Below are 16,760 nucleotides of genomic sequence, written 5' to 3'. Positions count from 1 at the left end.
GGCCGAGCTCTTGTAACTCTGTTTGGATTCGCAGTATCCGAACCCACAACGAGGGAGCCTTCTGACCGTTGCAGCACTATGATCCCGAGACTGACACCCAGTTGAGTCAGGTGCCTGTGCGCCTGTCCAATGTCAGCTATGCGCGCGAAACCACGCAGGTGTTTCAGGGGCTGACTCTGGATATCACCCAGTCGCGCGTGGCCATCGTTGGGCGCAACGGGTCGGGTAAATCTCAGCTGGCGCGTTTGATCGCAGGGCTGGCCGCGCCGGACGAGGGCAGTGTTTCGGTGAATGGTGTCGACGTCGCCAAGGACCGCAAGGCGGCGATTTCGACCGTGGGCATCCTGTTCCAGAACCCCGATCACCAGATCATTTTTCCCACCGTGGGCGAAGAGCTGACCTTTGGGCTGACCGCGCAGGGCAACTCCAAGGCCGAGGCACAGGCGGCTGCCCGACAGATGCTGGAACGCTTTGATCGGGCCGCGTGGTTTGATCGGCCCGTACATGCGCTATCGGGCGGGCAGCGGCATCTGGTTTGCCTGATGGCCGTGCTGGCCATGGCGCCCAAACTGATCGTGCTGGATGAACCTTACGCCGGGCTGGACCTGGCCACGACAACCCGATTGGGGCGCTATCTGGAGGGGCTGGATCAGGCTCTGATCCATATCAGCCATGACCTGTCCGCGCTTCAGGCGTATGATCGGGTGATCTGGCTGGAGCGCGGCGCCATTCAGATGGACGGCCCACCGGCGCAGGTTCTGCCAGCCTATGAACAACAGATGCGTGATTTGGGGGGCTCGGATGATCTCGCTGACCTCTGAGGTGCGCACGCCCTACCATGACTGGCGCGCCGGGCCCAAGCTGCTGGCGCTTTGCCTGTTTACCCTGGGTCTTTTCTATCTGCAAAGCCTGGCCATCGCGGGCGGTGCGCTTGCGTTGGTCTGCGCGGCGTATCTGCTGTGCGGGCTTGGTTTCGCGCGGCAGGGCCTGCGTCTGATACGACCCGTGTTCTGGTTTGTTGCCATTATTCTTGTCTGGCACCTGGCAACCGACACGATGCAGGACGGAGCCGTCATCGTTGCGCGCCTTCTGGCGGCTGTAGCGGCGGCCAACCTGGTGACCTTGACCACGCGTCTGGACGATATGCTGGATGTGGTCCAGCGTGGATTGGCACGGATCGGCGTGCCCGAGACCACCCGCAGGCGCATATCCCTGGCCGTCGCTCTGGTGATCCGCTTTACCCCGGTTCTGGTGCAAAAGGGCGGGGCGCTTGCCGAGGCCTGGCGCGCCCGCAATGTGAAGCGACCCGGATGGCGCATTGTCCTGCCCTTTGCCCTGTTGGCGATTGACGACGCCGAGCAAACCGCCGAGGCGCTGCGCGCGCGCGGAGGCGTTCAGTAATTGCGCGCAGCCCGTCGCTGCGCCTCGAAAAAGTTCTATGAAAGGACCCCGAAATGGAACGTAACATCGTACTTATAGCCCTGTTCGCGGCATTGATCGCCGCCCTGGGCCTGATCCCGAAAATCACCCTGGCCAGCGGTATTCCGATCACCGCGCAAAGCATGGGCATCATGCTGTGTGGCACCGTTCTGGGCGCAAAACGCGGCGCGCTGGCGGTGATTCTGTTCCTGGCGCTGGTGGCGCTGGGCCTGCCGCTGCTGGCTGGTGGCCGAGGTGGCCTGGGTGTCTTTACCACGCCCTGGGCCGGTTTCCTGTTCGGCTTTCCGGTCGCGGCCTATGTCACCGGTCTGGTGATGGAAAACTGGAAGAGCGGCAATACCGCCGTGGTGGCGATCGTTGCGGCCGTTATTGGTGGTATCGGGGCGCTCTATCTGGTGGCGATCCCCTATTACATGGTGATGAAGCCCGCAGCCCTGGGCGAGGCGCTGACGGTTGCCATGGCTCCGTTCATGCCCGGTGATTTGATCAAGGCGGTTCTGGCCGGTCTGATCACGCAAGCGTTGCTGAAAGCGCGCCCCGGTCTGGCCAAGACCTGATTGGGGAGGGAGGGGGCTCTGCCCCCGCGCCTGCGGCGCCCCCCGGAGTATTGACAGAGCAAAGAAGGGCGGGGTTTTCCTGCCCTTTTTTTAGGGTTTCTTCATGGCGTCCAGCAGGGCGGCGCCGAGACCGCCGACATCCGAGGATCGGTTTTGTGGTGCTGGTCTGCGGGGTTTGGAGCTGGGTTTTCGCGCAGGGCGATCGTCGCGCGGGGCGTTGCGATCGGGGTTTTTCTTCATCGACAGGCCGATGCGTTTGCGCGCTACATCGACCTCGAGCACGCGGACTTTGACGACGTCGCCGGCCTTGACGATGTCATGCGGGTCTTTGACGAACCGGTCCGCGATCTGGCTGATATGGACCAGCCCGTCCTGGTGGACGCCGATATCCACGAAAGCCCCGAAGGCGGCGACGTTGGTCACGGTGCCTTCTAGCATCATGCCGGGTTTGAGGTCGGTGATTTCGTTCACGCCGTCCGTGAAGGTGGCGGTTTTGAATTCGGGGCGGGGATCGCGGCCGGGTTTTTCCAATTCCGACAGGATGTCGCGCACGGTGGGCAGGCCGAACTGATCATTGACGAAATCGCGCGGGTCCAACCGTTTCAGCGGCGCGGGGTCCGCCATCAGGGTGCGCAGGTCGCGGCCGCAGGATTGGACGATTTTACGCGCGATATCATAGGCTTCGGGGTGGACCGAGGAGGCATCGAGCGGCTCGGTTCCATCGGTGATCCGCAAAAAGCCCGCGCATTGTTCAAAGGCTTTGGGGCCCAGGCGTGCGACCTTCAGCAGGTCCTTGCGCGAGGCGAATGCGCCATGGATGTCGCGATGGGCGACGATGGCGTCGGACAGGCCGGGGCCGATGCCTGCCACGCGGGCCAGCAAGGGGGCGGAGGCGGTATTCAGGTCGACGCCCACGGCGTTCACCGCGTCCTCGACCACGCCGTCCAGCGATTTGCCCAGGCGGCGCTGGTCGACGTCGTGTTGGTATTGGCCGACGCCGATGGATTTGGGTTCGATCTTGACGAGTTCGGCCAGCGGGTCTTGCAGGCGACGGGCGATGGACACTGCGCCGCGCAGGCTGACATCCAGATCGGGGAATTCCTGGGCGGCCAGTTCCGAGGCGGAATAGACCGAGGCTCCGGCCTCGTTCACGACGACCTTGGTGGGTTTCTTGGCCGCGCGGATCAGCGCCAGCAGGTCAGCCACCAGTTTTTCCGTCTCGCGGCTGGCGGTGCCGTTGCCGATGGCGATCAGGTCGACCTTGTGACGGGCGATCAGCTCGGCCAGCGTGGCCTGCGCGCCACGCACGTCATTTTTGGGTTGGAAGGGATAGATCGTGGTGGTGTCCAGCACCTTGCCGGTGGCGTCCACAACGGCGCATTTCACGCCTGTGCGAATGCCCGGATCCAGGCCCAGCGTGGCCTTGGCCCCGGCGGGGGCGGCCAGCAGCAAGTCCTTCAGATTGCGGGCGAAAACGTTGATCGCGTCCTCTTCGGCGCGGCGGCGCAGCTCGGTCAGCAGGTCGATGGACAAAGAGATATGCAGCTTCACCCGCCACACGAAACCGGCTACCTTGCGCAGCCATTGATCGCCCGGGGCGTCGGTGGCGGTGCCCAGCTCGGCGGCGACCATCAGCTCGGCGCGATTCTGGCCGGGAGCGGCGTCGGGATCGACCACGATGTCGGCTTGCAGGATGCCTTCGTTCCGGCCGCGAAAGATCGCCAATGCGCGGTGCGAGGGGATGTCGGCCCATTTTTCAGATTGGTCAAAATAGTCGGCATATTTGGCACCCGCGGCCTCTTGGCCCTCGATCACCTTGGAGGTCAGGATTGCCTCGCGCATCAGGAAGTCCCGCAGACGGCCCAGCAGATCGGCGTTTTCCGACAGGTTCTCGCCGATGATGTCGCGCGCGCCGTTCAGAGCGGCGGTGGTATCAGGCACGGCCTCGGAGGCATAGCCCTGCGCCAGTTCCAGCGGATCGGCAGAGCGATCTGCCAGAATGGCTTGGGCCAGCGGCTCCAACCCATTTTCACGCGCGATCATGGCGCGGGTGCGACGCTTGGGTTTGTAGGGCAGATAGATGTCTTCCAGAGCCGATTTCGTTTCGGCGCCAGCGATGGCTTTTTCCAGCGCGTCGGTCAGTTTTCCCTGCTCGGTGATCGAGGCCAGGATCACCTCGCGCCGGTCGTTCAGCTCGCGCAGGTATCCCAGACGGTCGGCCAGCGTGCGCAACTGGCTGTCGTCCAGCCCGCCTGTAACCTCTTTCCGATAGCGGGCCACAAAGGGGACGGTGGCGCCTTCGTCCAGCAATTTGATCGCGGCAGCGGCCTGTTCGGGGCGGGCCTGAATTTCCTGGGCGATCAGGATGGGAATGCGGCGCTCTTGGTTGCTCATCTGGGTCTCTTTTGTTGATGTCGGACACCCTGATTACCCGCCCCTGCGGGGCACGCCAAGGGGGAATTGGCGCTAGTTCAGCCAGCGCGAGGCCAGGTTCACGCCGCCGATCACCAGGAACAGAGCCAGCAACACCCACTGCGCCCAGGTCTTGCGTTTCTTGGGCTCTGGCGCGTCGGATCGGACGGACTCGATGCGCAGTTCCTGATCGGGCTGGCGGGCCTTGAGCCGTGCGATGGCCTCTTGCCCTGAGGGCGCCTCGATCCTCTCGGACAGGGGCGTCATCGGCTGGGGGCCGGACAGGTTGCGGTATCGGATCAGGTAGTCTGCCATCGTGGCGGCCTAGCATATGGGCACTGGCGCGCCAATCCCGGTCATTGGGTGGGCAGGGCGTGGGTTTTTGCTGCGATGCAGCGCGCGCGACTCGGAACTGTCACATCAGGGCCCTAGGCTGTGGGGGCGCGACCGAAATTTCAAAGGAGCCTCCATGTTTTCACTGAAGGGTAAGAAAGCCCTGATCGTCGGCATCGCGAACCGCCATTCCATCGCCTATGGCTGCGCGATGGCGCTGAAAGAGCAAGGCGCCGAGCTGGCGATCACCTATCTGAACGCCAAGGCCGAACCGTTTGTGCGCCCCTTGGCCGAGGAACTGGGCGCGCAGATCATCGCGCCGCTGGATGTCAGCGACCCCGCCCAGATCGACGCCGTGTTCGACCAGATCACCGCCAAATGGGGCGCGCTGGATATCCTGCTCCACTCGATCGCCTATTGCCCGATGGAGGATCTGCACGGCCGCGTCACCGATTGTTCGCGCGCGGGGTTTCAGGTGGCCATGGACATCTCGGTGGGCAGTTTTATCCACCTGACCCGCAAGGCCGAGCCGCTGATGCCCTCGGGCGGGACCTGTATGACGGTCAGCTATTTTGGGGCCGAAAAGGTGGTCGAGAATTACAACATCATGGGCCCGGTCAAGGCCGCGCTGGAATTGGTCACCAAATACATGGCGGCGGAACTGGGGCCCAAGAATATCTCGGTCCATGCGCTGTCGCCGGGGCCGCTTATGACCCGCGCCGCCAGCGGGATCGCGCATTTTGATGAGTTGATGGAGCAAGCGGCCGAACGTGCGCCCACCCATCATCTGGCCTCGATCGAGGATGTGGGCGCCTATGCTGCCTTTCTAAGCAGCGACGCCGCGCAGAATGTCACTGGCGGCGTCCACTATATTGATGGCGGGTATCACATTGTGGGGTAGGGGACGGCCCCGGCCCTAGGCCTTGTTTTCAAGGATGATGTGACCCACAGCCGTGTTCGAGGCCGGCACGTGATAGTGCCGGTGCACCTCAGTAACCTCTTCGTCCAGCGCGCCGCGCATGACGTGCCACATCACCATTTCCACGCCCTCGCTGCCGGATTCGCGCAGGTATTCCAGGTGGGGGATCTGGCTGGCCCCAACCGGATCGTCGCGCACCATGTCCAGGAACCGCTGGTCCCAATCGGCGTTGATCAAACCGGCGCGTTTGTATTGCAGCTGGTGGCTCATGCCGCCGGTGCCAAAGATCATCACGTTCAGATCTTCGTCAAAGCTTTCGACGGCGCGGCGCACGGCCTTACCCAGGTTGTAACAACGATTGCCGGTGGGCGCGGGGTATTGCACCACGTTCACACACAGCGGAATCACCAGCGCGGGCCATTCCTCGTCGGGGGATTTTTCGCCATACATCACCGACAGGGGCACGGTCAGGCCGTGGTCGACCTCCATCTCGTTCATGATGGTGATGTCGAATTCATCCAGAACCAGCGATTGCGCGATGTGGCTGGCCAGTTTCTGGTGGTTCTTTACCACGGGCACCGGGCGCGGGCCCCAGCCTTCGTCGGCGGGCTGGAATTCGGCCGCACAGCCAAGCGCAAAGGTCGGAATGCACGAGGCATCAAAGGCGGTGCAGTGGTCGTTATAGACCAGGAAAATCACGTCGGGGTTCTGTTCGGCCATCCACTCGCGGGATTTCTTGAAGCCTTCAAACACGGGCTGCCAATAGGGTTGATCGGTGATCCCGGTGTCCATGGCGACCCCGATGGCGGGAACGTGGGAACAGCCCACACCTGCGGTAATACGTGCCATCAGTCTTTGTTCTCCCATTCGGATTTGGATCGGTTGCCCTCGATCGAGCGCCCCCCGTTCAGCATCATATCGCGATAGGCGTCCACGCCCATGCCGGTCATCAGACCCGCCAAGTTCTGGAAGTTGATGCCGTCATTCGCCGCCAGCTTGGAGGTATAGTAAATGTTGCCGCCCAGCTCGAGCAGGCGGTTCCAGTCCCGCTTTAGGACGGCGTCGCGTTGTTCGGGCGACATCGGGAACCCATCCAGATAGGATTCCTCGTTGGCGTTGAACGCATCGCGGTTCTTTTGCAGCCGCAACGAGATGCAGAACTGGTTCAGATGATACCCTTCGCGCGATCTGTCGGCGTCGAACACGAAGGTTCCGGGGATATCTTCGTAGTCCTTTTCGGTCATTCGACTTCCTTTCGTTCACCTGCGCGCCAGATGTCGGCGCGACAGGTTATTGGGGTCCGGCTGGGGGGCAAGTCAGGGGCCTGAACTGGCAGGCTGACTTTGTTGCATCCCAAAAGTACCTTTTTTGGTCCTGAAATCTCTATCAGCCTGCAGGGTGCGAAGGAAATTTGAAAGCGGAAAATGCTATTTGATTTTGGTAATGCCGGGTGCGGGGCGCGGCAGCCTGTCGCGTCATTGCATGTGGATCTGTGCGGTTTTCCAGCAAAGTGGACAAGTCTTAACAAATGCAATAAAGTGCACAATTGTGGCTGTTCAGCCAGCGATGCAGATACCGAGGGAGGGTGTCATGACAGCGCAAGCGGCAAGCTTTGGTCCCTTATTGGGTGGTGCGACCGTTGAGAAACTGGTTGAATACCGAACGGCGCATTATAGTGCCCATTCCGAGGCGGCAAGCTATTTCACGAACACACCGGCTCGCGTGCAGTTCCGGTTCTCGAACCCCATAATCTGCCGGTTAACACAAGGCTATAAAATCATGAGCGTCGGTGGTGGGGACGCCTTTGGATTTGATCCGGGCCACGTGATGTATGTTCCGCCAGGCTTGGAGATCGACATAGATCTGGGCGCCGCGACTTTGGATCAGCCCATCGAATGCGATTGCTTCGAGATCGAGGCCGGCCGGATGGACAGCCTCATCGCTCGGCTGAATGAAACCCTTTCGTCGCGCGACGAAGACGTCTGTGCAACCATCGACTGGAAGAAATTTGCCGTCCTGGCGGGCGACGATGCCAACGATCTGCGGCTGGATTCTCTGATGCAGCTGTTTCGCGGTGACCGGGCGATTTTCTCGGATATGCGGATCGAAACGCGGATCGACGATACGATTCTGTCGCTGCTACAGGCGCGCACGCGGGATTTGGTCAGTTTCGAACGTTCGGGCGGGGCGGATACCGGGCTGATGGCCGCCGCCAGGATGATCCGTGAAAACCTCGACCGGCATTTGAACAACGACGAACTGGCCAAGATCGCCTGCATGAGCGAATCCACCCTGCACCGGCAGTTCAAGAAACACTTCGGGACCTCGCCCCTGCGCTTTGCCAACCAGTTGCGGATCACCCGGGCCAAGAGGGCGCTGCGGCAGCAACAGCACGGGATCGAGGCGCTGGCCTCGCAGCTTGGGTTCTCGGACGCGAGTCACTTCAGCCGGGTGTTCCGCGGGTCGGTGGGTGAAACGCCAGCCGAGTACCGCCGTCGTCGACAAACTCAGGTGTCATTGCGCGATTGGGAGTTTCATTCCAGTAATTGACAGTCCCGTACATGGGAACCGCCCCTGTGGGCGTGACAGGCTTCGGCATACTGTTTTTGGGAGGAAACAAAATGCTGGACTGGTTGAGAAAACATGCGGCCGGTGGCGCCGAGAGCCATAAGCTGTTTATTGGCGGGGAATGGACGACGGGCGCGTCCGGGACCACCTTTGACGACAAGGAACCCGCCACGGGCGAGAGCTTTGCCAGCGTCGCAGATGCAAGCCAAGCCGATATCGATGCAGCGATCGCTGCGGCCGACGCCGCGCAGCCCGGCTGGGCCGCATTGCCCCCCGCCGCGCGGGCCGGCGTTTTGTACAAAGCCGCCGATCTGTTCGCCGAGCGCCAGCAAGATTTCGCACAGGCCCTGATGGCAGAAACCGGCTCGGGGTTTGGGAAATCCATGTTCGAGTGCTCGTTGATCCCGCTGGCCTTTCGCGAGGCGGCCGGTCTGGCGACGCGCGAAGTGGGCGAGGTTTATCCCAGCCAGGTGCCCGGCAAAATTAATCGCACTGTTCGCAGCCCCGTGGGTGTGGTCGGGGTGATCTCGCCCTGGAATTTCCCGCTCTATCTGTCGCTGCGTGGCTTTGTCTATGCGCTGGCGTTGGGCAATACGGCCGTTTTGAAGCCGTCCGAGGATTCCCCGGTCGTGGGCGGGCTGATGCTGGCCGAGCTGCTGAAAGACGCAGGTCTGCCGGATGGCGTGTTCAACGTCGTGACCACCTCGCGAGAGGGGGCCGCCCTAGTGGGGGACAGTTTTGTCAACGATCCGCGCGTCAAGGTGGTCAGCTTTACCGGCTCTACCGCTGTGGGCAAGCTGCTGAACACCGCCTGCGCGGCCGTGTTCAAACCCGTTGTGCTGGAGCTGGGTGGCAAAAACCCGATCATTGTTCTGGACGATGCCGATGTGGATCGGGCGGTGGATCTGGCCTTCTTCGGGTCGTTCCTGCACCAGGGACAGATCTGCATGTCCGCAGATCGGATTCTGGTCGCCCAAAGCCTGTATGACACCTTCCTGGAAAAGCTGGTCGCAAAGACCCGCAATTTCGTGCCCACCAAACCCGAAGAGCAAACCTGCGTGGTCGGCCCGATCATCAATGCGCGTCAGTTGGCGCGGATTGAAACCCTGATCGACGAGGCGCAGGCCGCCGGGGCTGTGGCCCATTGCGGCGGGGCCGTCGAAGGGCCGTATTATCAGGCGACCATTCTGACGGGCGTGACCCCGGACATGCGGGTCTGGCACGAGGAAATCTTCGGCCCGGTCACCACTGTTACCCCGTTTGCCTCGGTGGACGACGCATTGGCGATGGCCAATGACACCGCGTATGGGCTGTCGGCCTCGATCATCACCGGGGACGTGTTGCGGGGCGAGGTTCTGGCTGAACGTGTGAATGCAGGGATGGTGCATGTGAACGATTCCACCGTGCATGACGAACCACATTGCCCGTTCTCGGGCATTGGGGCCTCGGGCGGAGGCAGCAAATGGGGTCCGAAGGGCGCGATTGAAGCCTTTACGACTCAGCGCTGGATTTCGACCCAGCGCGAAGCACACGCGCTGCCATTCTGAACGAGAGGCGGGCCAGTTCGTGTCATGGCTGGCCCGTCCATGAATATGCCCGGCCGGAGCGGATGGTCCGGCCGCAGCATAGCAGATGAGACCTCGGAAAAACCGGGGCTCACAGCAAACTAGGGAGGACGCCATGCCTGACATGGATACTGAAATTCTGGATGCGGTCTCGCATGTTTCCAGACTGTCCCGGCGCGATTTCTTGCGCGCGGGATCGGTGGCAGCCGGGTTGCTGGCCGCCGGGGCCACTGGATTGGCGCCAAGTGTTGCGCGCGCTGCGGTGCCTGAGGGAATTGCGCATATGAGCGAAAGCGAATACGCGGTGTTTCATCGCCTGATGGAGGTGCTGCTGCCCACCGAGGGCACCAAGCTTGTCGCGCCGCAGACCTTGCCCGTGCTGCAAACAGTGGACGGGGCGTTTCTGGCCACTTTGCCACCCCATGTGCTGCAAGGACTCAAGGGCGGTGTGGCCTATTTCAACGAGGCTCCGAAAGAGGCCTTTGGCGCGGCATTTGTTGACCTGTCTGACGCCGATGCCACTGCCTTTTGCGATGCGCTGGCCAGCTCGGACCAGGTGCCGCCGCGCGCGTTGTTCAATGCGTTGAAGTTTCTGGTTGTGACAGCCTATTGGGCGATCCCGCCCGCCTGGTCGGGGGTCGGATATGACGGGCCCGTCTTCGAGGCATGGGGCCTGGAATACGCGGGCAACGCGCCCCTGCCGCAGACCTAAGGAGAATAGATCATGGCTGATACTGCACATGTCGCGCCCCACGGGTTGGAAGTTACCCAGGCGGCAGACGTAACTCAAAAAAACATCCACCTGAGCGCGGACGCGGTTGTCGTCGGCTCTGGCGCGGGCGGCGCGATTGCTGCCTATGAACTGGCCAAGACCGGCAAGAAAGTCATCGTGCTGGAGGCCGGGCGCTATGTCTCGGCCGAGCAGATGACCGAAATGAGCGCCGTGTCCCTGGGCACCATGTATGCCGATCACGGCGGGCAGGCGAATTCGCAAGGGGATATCACGATCCTGCAAGGTGCCTGCGTGGGGGGCTCGACCGTGGTGAATGCTGCACTGTGCTTTCGCACACCGGACCATTTCCTAAAGCTCTGGGCGGAAAAATACGGGCTGACCAACCTCACGACCGAGGTGCTGACGCCCTATTTCGATAAGATCGAAGACAACATCTGGATTCGTCCCAATGCCGAGCACGAAACCAGCTCGGGGGCAGAGCTGATCGGCGAAGGTCTGGACAAGCTGGGCCTGGCGCGCGGTGTGGCCAAGCGCAACGTCAAGGATTGTGCCCTGACCGGGTTCTGTTTTGCCGGGTGCAAGGCCGAGCGCAAGCAGTCCATGCTGGTCACCTATCTGCCCTGGGCGGTGGCACATGGGGCCTCGATCTGGGCCGATACGCGGGTGGAACAGGTGCTGGCCAAGGACGGTGTCGCCACAGGTGTAACCGCGCAGGTCGTGGACCCGAACACGGGCCAGAAGAAGGCGGATCTACAGGTTGATGCGCCGATTGTCGTGCTGGCTGCGGGGCCGATCCAGACGCCCATTTTGCTGATGAAAAGCGGGCTGGCCAATTCATCGGGGCAGGTCGGGCAGAACTTTGCCTGTCACCCGTCCATTTCTCTGACGGCGTTGTTCAAGGAAGAGGTCGACGATTTCCATGGCGCCACCCATTCACTGTACATGGACGAGCACACCCTGCCGCACAACGGGGGCTACATACTTCTAAATGCCTTGGAACAGCCGGTTTTTGCCGCCGCCAGCCAGAACCCGGGCACCGGCAAACCCTATGTCTCGTTTATGGAAAAGTATCCAAACTCGATCCGTCTGATTACCCTGATCCACGATGAAAACGTGGGCGAGGTAACGTGGAAAGATGGAGTGAAATCCATCAACTACACGGTAGACGACCACGATTTCGAGGCGATGAAAGGCGGGTTGAAAACCAACGCGCGGATCTTGTTCGCAGCCGGGGCCGACTCGGTTCTGATCCCGACGGCGAAGTCCAAAGAGATCACCCGGGTCGAGGACGTAGACGCTGTGATCGACAGCCTCAAGAACGAGAAATCGCAATACCCGTATGTTTCGTTTCACCCTCAGGGGACGTGCCGGATGGGCGCCGATCCGGCCACGACCGTGGTCAGCCCGTCGGGCGAAACCCATGACGTGAAAAACCTGTATGTGGCCGATGCCAGCCTGTTGCCCACGTCGATCGGGTATAACCCGTCCGAAACGGTCTATGCGTTGTCGAACTATATCAGCGATCAGATCAACGCAGCCCATCCCTAGGGCTGCCTTGAAAATGGATGACGCCATGTCATCCCGCCCCGCCAGCGCACAAAACTGTTGCGCTGGCGTGTTGCTGTGTGCTCCTGTTTGGATGTCCCCGGCAATAAAGGCATTGCGCGCTGCTGTCTGGGAGAGCGGAGCCCTCTGCTCTGATCCACGGCCTTCCGTGAGCGTGCATCTGGCTCTGATCCTGTGAAAACCGGCGGCGCGCCGCCCTGATCGAAAGCCAAAGCCATGCTGCACAATGACCAACTGGCCCAATGGGACCGCGAGAATTTCTTTCACCCTTCGACCCATCTGGCCGAATTCGCACGAGGCAACCTGCCCAATCGCGTCATCACAGGTGGGCAGGGGTGTTTTATCGAAGATCGTGACGGCAACCGCCTGCTGGATGCTTTTGCGGGGCTATATTGCGTGAATGTCGGCTATGGCCGCCCCGAGATAGCCCAGGCCATCGCGGATCAGGCGCAAGAGCTGGCTTATTACCACGCCTATGTCGGGCACGGGACCGAAGCCTCGATCACCCTGGCCAAGATGGTGCTGAAACGCGCGCCCGATCACATGTCCAAGGTCTATTTCGGGCTGTCTGGCTCGGACGCGAATGAAACTAACATCAAGCTGGTCTGGTACTATAACAACATCCTGGGGCGCCCCCAGAAAAAGAAAATCATCAGCCGGTGGCGCGGGTATCATGGCTCGGGGTTGATGACGGGGTCGCTGACGGGGCTGGAGCTGTTTCACCGCAAGTTTGACCTGCCGCTGGCGCAAGTCGTGCACACCGAGGCGCCGTATTATTTCCGTCGCCCTGAGGGGATCGAAACCGAGGCGGAATTTGTCGCTCATTGTGTCGCCGCGTTGGAAGAGTTGATCGAACGCGAAGGGGCCGACACCATCGCCGCCTTCATTGGCGAACCCGTGCTGGGCACCGGCGGCATCGTGCCCCCGCCCGATGGATACTGGTCCGCCATTCAGGCGGTGTTGGACAAACATGACATCCTGCTGATCGCTGACGAGGTCGTCACCGGCTTTGGCCGTCTGGGCAGCATGTTCGGGTCGGATCACTATGGCTTGCGCCCGGATTTGATCACCATCGCCAAGGGGTTAACCTCGGCCTATGCGCCCCTGTCCGGTTCGATCGTATCGGACAAGATGTGGCAGGTGCTGGAACGGGGTACTGATGAAAACGGCCCCATCGGCCATGGCTGGACCTATTCCGCGCATCCCATTGGCGCGGCGGCCGGGGTGGCGAACCTCAGGCTGATCGACAGTCTGGGGCTGGTCGAAAACGCGGGCGCGGTCGGGGCTTATCTGGTGCAAACCATGAAGGACGCGCTGTCTGATCACCCCCATGTGGGCGAGGTGCGTGGCGAAGGGATGCTGTGCGCGGTGGAATTCGTGGCCGACAAAGACAGCCGCGCAGGCTTTGATCCGGTCGGCAAGGTTGGGCCATCCATCGCGGCCAAGCTGTTAGAACAAGACAGCGTCATCGCCCGCGCCATGCCGCAGGGAGATATTCTGGGCTTTGCGCCGCCCCTGTGCCTGTCGCGCGCCGAGGCGGATCAGATCGTGGTCGCAACCCGGCGCGCCGTTGCAGCGGCCTTGGGATAAGGAGCAAGTCTATGACCAAAACCGGCGTTGCCTTCGACCAACCGGAATATGACCGCCGCCTTGCCAAAACCCGCGCGGCCATGGCGGATGCGGGTTTGGACGCGTTGTTCGTCACTGATCCCTCTAACCAGGCGTGGCTGACGGGCTATGATGGCTGGTCCTTCTATGTCCATCAGGGCGTGATCGTTTTGCCCGAGGGCCAGCCACTCTGGTGGGGGCGTCATATGGATATGATGGGCGGGCGGCGCACCTGCTGGATGGATCACGAAAATATCCTTGGCTATGGCGACCATTTTGTTCAGTCGACCGAGGTCCATCCAATGCAGGATCTGGCCCGTGTCTTGGCCGCGCGCGGGCTCAATCGGGCGCGGATCGGGGTCGAGATGGAGAACTACTATTACTCGGCCAAGGCCCACGCTGTTTTAGGTGCGGGTCTGCCAGAGGCAACGCTGGTGGATGCCACCGCGCTGGTGAACTGGCAACGGCTGGTCAAATCGGCACCCGAGTTGGCGTTCATACGCAAGGCTGCGCGCATCTCGGAAAAGGTGATCCAAACCGCTATCGCGCGCGCCGAACCGGGCATTCGCAAAAATGATCTGGTGGCGGACATACTGCACGCAGGCATCACCGGGGTGGGGGATGATTGGGGCGACTATCCGGCCATCGTGCCGCTGACACCCTCTGGTCTGGACGCCACCGCCGCGCATCTGACGTGGAACGGAGCACCCATGCAGGCGGGCGAGGCGACGTTTTTTGAACTCTCGGGCTGTTATCGCCGCTACCACGCGCCGCTGTGTCGGACCGTGTTTCTGGGAACGCCCAGCGATGACATGTTGCGGGCCGAGGCCGCGCAGATCGAGGGGATTGCGGCCGGGCTGAATGCCGCTCGTGCGGGCAACCGCACCTGCGACATCGCCAATGCCTTTATGGCGGTGATGGCCAAACACGGGATCGAACGGTCCGGGCGGATGGGATACCCCGTGGGCCTCAGCTATCCGCCCGATTGGGGCGAGCGCACGGCCTCGATCCGGACCGAGGATCAGACCGTGCTGGAACCGGGCATGGTGTTTCACTTCATGCCCGCGCTGTGGATGGACAGTTGGGGGCTGGAGACAACAGAGACCATCCTGATCCGCGACGATGGCCCGGCCGAGGCGCTGAGCAATATCGAGCGCAAACTTTTTGTGAAGGGATGACCATGCTGGAGACCGCGAAATCCATCCTGTCGGATCTGATCGCCTTTCCAACCGTGTCCGCCGACAGCAACCTGGCGATGATCTCTTATCTAGCCAAGCAGCTAGAGGCCTGCGGTGCTCAGGTCGAGATTCAGCAGGACGAAACCGGGCAAAAGGCCAATCTTTTCGCAACTCTGGGCCCCAAGACGGCGGGGGGTATCCTGCTGTCTGGCCATACCGATGTGGTGCCTGTGACGGATCAGGACTGGTCCAGCGATCCGTTTGCTATGGAAGAGCGCGACGGTCGCCTGTATGGCCGCGGCACCTGTGACATGAAGGGATTTATCGCGGCAACCATCGCCATGGCCCCGCATTTTGCTGCGCGGGTTCAGGACACTCCGCTGCATTTCGCCTTTACCTATGACGAGGAAACCGGCTGCATGGGGGCGGGCCAGCTGGCGCAGTTGCTGCAAGCGCGTGATGCACGCCCCAAACTGGCGATCATCGGCGAGCCCACGAATATGCAGGTGATCGAAGGACACAAGGGATGCCACGAATATAGCACGCATTTTCAGGGGCTTGAGGGGCACGGCTCCTCGCCGGATCTGGGTGTGAATGCGGTGGAATACGCGGTACGCTATGTTTCGCGCCTGATCGAGCTGCGCCAGGACCTGCAGGCCAGAACCCCGTCAGACAGCCGATTTGATCCGCCCTGGACCACGGTGAATGTGGGGGCGTTGCATGGGGGCAGCGTGCATAACGTGATCGCCCCTAAGGCCCAGGTGGATTGGGAAATGCGCCCTGTTCAGCCCTCGGATGCGGGGTTCGTCAAGGATCAGCTGGACCGTTACTGCGCGGATGTCCTGCTTCCTGCGATGAGGGCGGTGCACCCGGAGGCCTCGATTGACACTCGGATCATCGGCGAGGTGGCAGGGTTGGTCCCAATGGCGCAGAACGCAGCGCGCGATTTGGTGGCCGAACTGACGGGCTCGAACCGGGCAGAAACGGTGCCGTTCGGGACCGAGGCCGGGATTTTTCAGGCGCTGGGCATGGATGTGGTCGTCTGCGGCCCGGGATCGATTGAACAGGCGCACAAGGCCGACGAATATCTGTCGGTTGATCAACTGGCACAATGTCTGGCGCTGTTGGAGCGGCTCGGCCAGCGGCTGTGATGGCCTAGTGGCGCTGCTCTTGCGCCTTGCGGTATTCCACCGGGGACAGCCCGGTGCGTCGCTTAAAAAATCGCGAAAAATAGGCCGGATCCCGGAACCCGGTTTCAAAGGCAACCATGGTGGCGGTGGCGTTGGTATAGGTCAAAAGGCGCTGCGCCTCGAGCACCAGCCGATCCTGAATCAGGGTGCCGATGGTTTTGCCCGTCATGGTGCGGCTCAGCCGGTTCAGCCGGGGTGGGGTGATGCCCAAACGATCGGCGTACTCCTCGACCGCCCAATGTGATTTATAATGCTGTTCCAATAGCTCGCGGAAATGCTGAAACTGTTCATGCCGTTTCTGCTGGCCGGTCTCGTCCGGGGCCAGACGTTTCTGACGGCGGCCAATTTCCACAAGGATAATCTGAATCATCCAGTCGAACATGGCACCACGTCCGGGCTGAGGCAGGTTGAACTCGCCCTCGATCTTGTCCAGCATCGAGTCTGATCAGGTTCACGGTTTTGGGGCTGTCGGCCAGGGGCATCAACACCGGCGCCACCAGCAACGGACGGATCAGGGCCTGCCCGCGCGGATCATTCCCGGCGCCCAGCAAAGTATCGCCAACCGTCAGCACCCAGCCTTCTGTATCGGGGTTGAACTCGAATCCATGGACGGTGTTTCCGGGAATGCAAATGACAGTAGGGGCGACGATATTGTGCAAATTCTGGTCCACCATCACCCGCGCGGCGCCCC

General features: G+C 61.6%; 16 protein-coding genes. 11 read left to right on the top strand and 5 right to left on the bottom strand.

The window, feature by feature from the left end; genetic code table 11:
- The first annotated feature begins 68 nt into the window (after positions 1–68).
- From ACXADQ_RS02405 to ACXADQ_RS02395, 3 genes are read left to right on the top strand one after another with little or no spacing between them, the layout of a single operon-like run.
- Positions 69–821 (top strand): energy-coupling factor ABC transporter ATP-binding protein, encoded by a 753-nt coding sequence (locus ACXADQ_RS02405; RefSeq protein WP_475314838.1) that lies wholly within the window; start codon positions 69–71, stop codon positions 819–821.
- On the top strand, positions 802–1,401 hold the full coding sequence (locus ACXADQ_RS02400) for an energy-coupling factor transporter transmembrane component T family protein (protein ID WP_475314836.1): 600 nt from the start codon (positions 802–804) through the stop codon (positions 1,399–1,401). The genes ACXADQ_RS02405 and ACXADQ_RS02400 overlap by 20 nt, the downstream gene beginning before the upstream one ends.
- Positions 1,402–1,454: 53 nt before the next feature.
- A complete protein-coding gene (locus ACXADQ_RS02395; protein WP_475314834.1) occupies positions 1,455–1,997 on the top strand; it encodes a biotin transporter BioY in 543 nt (180 codons plus the stop codon).
- Positions 1,998–2,087: 90 nt separating this feature from the next.
- Here ACXADQ_RS02395 and ACXADQ_RS02390 read toward each other — a convergent pair whose 3' ends face one another.
- Entirely contained in the window at positions 2,088–4,391 is a 2,304-nt protein-coding gene (locus ACXADQ_RS02390; protein ID WP_475314832.1) for a Tex family protein, read from the bottom strand.
- Positions 4,392–4,463: 72 nt separating this feature from the next.
- On the bottom strand, positions 4,464–4,724 hold the full coding sequence (locus ACXADQ_RS02385; RefSeq protein ID WP_475314830.1) for a hypothetical protein: 261 nt from the start codon (positions 4,722–4,724) through the stop codon (positions 4,464–4,466).
- A 154-nt stretch (positions 4,725–4,878) separates the two neighbouring features.
- Here ACXADQ_RS02385 and fabI point away from each other — a divergent pair, with 154 nt between their 5' ends.
- Positions 4,879–5,643, top strand: a complete 765-nt coding sequence (gene fabI, locus ACXADQ_RS02380) for an enoyl-ACP reductase FabI (protein ID WP_475314826.1) — start codon at positions 4,879–4,881, stop codon at positions 5,641–5,643.
- 15 nt (positions 5,644–5,658) lie between these two features.
- Here the strand turns inward: fabI and ACXADQ_RS02375 are convergent, their stop codons facing one another.
- On the bottom strand, positions 5,659–6,510 hold the full coding sequence (locus ACXADQ_RS02375) for a class III extradiol dioxygenase subunit beta (RefSeq protein ID WP_475314821.1): 852 nt from the start codon (positions 6,508–6,510) through the stop codon (positions 5,659–5,661).
- Complete coding sequence (gene ligA / locus ACXADQ_RS02370) at positions 6,510–6,905, bottom strand: protocatechuate 4,5-dioxygenase subunit alpha (protein WP_475314816.1); 396 nt, start codon at positions 6,903–6,905, stop codon at positions 6,510–6,512. Before ligA ends, ACXADQ_RS02375 begins: the two co-directional genes overlap by 1 nt.
- A 346-nt stretch (positions 6,906–7,251) precedes the next feature.
- Here ligA and ACXADQ_RS02365 point away from each other — a divergent pair, with 346 nt between their 5' ends.
- From ACXADQ_RS02365 to argE, 7 genes are all read left to right on the top strand, one after another.
- A complete protein-coding gene (locus ACXADQ_RS02365; RefSeq protein ID WP_475314811.1) occupies positions 7,252–8,211 on the top strand; it encodes a helix-turn-helix domain-containing protein in 960 nt (319 codons plus the stop codon).
- A 71-nt stretch (positions 8,212–8,282) separates the two neighbouring features.
- Positions 8,283–9,776 (top strand): aldehyde dehydrogenase family protein, encoded by a 1,494-nt coding sequence (locus tag ACXADQ_RS02360; RefSeq protein ID WP_475314807.1) that lies wholly within the window; start codon positions 8,283–8,285, stop codon positions 9,774–9,776.
- Between the two features lie 133 nt (positions 9,777–9,909).
- Positions 9,910–10,506, top strand: a complete 597-nt coding sequence (locus ACXADQ_RS02355; RefSeq protein WP_475314801.1) for a gluconate 2-dehydrogenase subunit 3 family protein — start codon at positions 9,910–9,912, stop codon at positions 10,504–10,506.
- 12 nt (positions 10,507–10,518) lie between these two features.
- A complete protein-coding gene (locus ACXADQ_RS02350; RefSeq protein ID WP_475314797.1) occupies positions 10,519–12,075 on the top strand; it encodes an FAD-dependent oxidoreductase in 1,557 nt (518 codons plus the stop codon).
- A gap of 234 nt (positions 12,076–12,309) precedes the next feature.
- Complete coding sequence (locus ACXADQ_RS02345; RefSeq protein ID WP_475314794.1) at positions 12,310–13,683, top strand: aminotransferase; 1,374 nt, start codon at positions 12,310–12,312, stop codon at positions 13,681–13,683.
- An 11-nt stretch (positions 13,684–13,694) separates the two neighbouring features.
- The gene (locus ACXADQ_RS02340; protein ID WP_475314791.1) at positions 13,695–14,879 is read left to right on the top strand and encodes a M24 family metallopeptidase; all 1,185 of its coding nucleotides are present in this window, start codon (positions 13,695–13,697) and stop codon (positions 14,877–14,879) included.
- The gene (gene argE, locus ACXADQ_RS02335) at positions 14,876–16,030 is read left to right on the top strand and encodes an acetylornithine deacetylase (RefSeq protein ID WP_475314789.1); all 1,155 of its coding nucleotides are present in this window, start codon (positions 14,876–14,878) and stop codon (positions 16,028–16,030) included. The genes ACXADQ_RS02340 and argE overlap by 4 nt, the downstream gene beginning before the upstream one ends.
- Before the next feature lie 4 nt (positions 16,031–16,034).
- Here argE and ACXADQ_RS02330 read toward each other — a convergent pair whose 3' ends face one another.
- Positions 16,035–16,505, bottom strand: a complete 471-nt coding sequence (locus tag ACXADQ_RS02330; RefSeq protein WP_475314786.1) for a helix-turn-helix domain-containing protein — start codon at positions 16,503–16,505, stop codon at positions 16,035–16,037.
- Between the last annotated feature and the right edge of the window lie 255 nt (positions 16,506–16,760).

This window comes from Thalassovita sp. ABM4_323 (assembly GCF_056158665.1).
Note: the sequence above shows the minus strand (reverse complement) of the source record. Positions and strands in the feature narration are given on the sequence as shown.

Coding starts and splice junctions, on each gene's coding strand:
- ACXADQ_RS02390 (WP_475314832.1), bottom strand. CDS start 4,391: ATGAGCAACCAAGAGCGCCGCATTCCCATCCTGATCGCCCAGGAAATT.
- ACXADQ_RS02340 (WP_475314791.1), top strand. CDS start 13,695: ATGACCAAAACCGGCGTTGCCTTCGACCAACCGGAATATGACCGCCGC.
- ACXADQ_RS02360 (WP_475314807.1), top strand. CDS start 8,283: ATGCTGGACTGGTTGAGAAAACATGCGGCCGGTGGCGCCGAGAGCCAT.
- ACXADQ_RS02345 (WP_475314794.1), top strand. CDS start 12,310: ATGCTGCACAATGACCAACTGGCCCAATGGGACCGCGAGAATTTCTTT.
- ACXADQ_RS02330 (WP_475314786.1), bottom strand. CDS start 16,505: ATGCTGGACAAGATCGAGGGCGAGTTCAACCTGCCTCAGCCCGGACGT.
- ACXADQ_RS02385 (WP_475314830.1), bottom strand. CDS start 4,724: ATGGCAGACTACCTGATCCGATACCGCAACCTGTCCGGCCCCCAGCCG.
- ACXADQ_RS02400 (WP_475314836.1), top strand. CDS start 802: ATGATCTCGCTGACCTCTGAGGTGCGCACGCCCTACCATGACTGGCGC.
- ACXADQ_RS02395 (WP_475314834.1), top strand. CDS start 1,455: ATGGAACGTAACATCGTACTTATAGCCCTGTTCGCGGCATTGATCGCC.
- argE (WP_475314789.1), top strand. CDS start 14,876: ATGACCATGCTGGAGACCGCGAAATCCATCCTGTCGGATCTGATCGCC.
- fabI (WP_475314826.1), top strand. CDS start 4,879: ATGTTTTCACTGAAGGGTAAGAAAGCCCTGATCGTCGGCATCGCGAAC.
- ACXADQ_RS02355 (WP_475314801.1), top strand. CDS start 9,910: ATGCCTGACATGGATACTGAAATTCTGGATGCGGTCTCGCATGTTTCC.
- ACXADQ_RS02350 (WP_475314797.1), top strand. CDS start 10,519: ATGGCTGATACTGCACATGTCGCGCCCCACGGGTTGGAAGTTACCCAG.
- ACXADQ_RS02365 (WP_475314811.1), top strand. CDS start 7,252: ATGACAGCGCAAGCGGCAAGCTTTGGTCCCTTATTGGGTGGTGCGACC.
- ligA (WP_475314816.1), bottom strand. CDS start 6,905: ATGACCGAAAAGGACTACGAAGATATCCCCGGAACCTTCGTGTTCGAC.
- ACXADQ_RS02375 (WP_475314821.1), bottom strand. CDS start 6,510: ATGGCACGTATTACCGCAGGTGTGGGCTGTTCCCACGTTCCCGCCATC.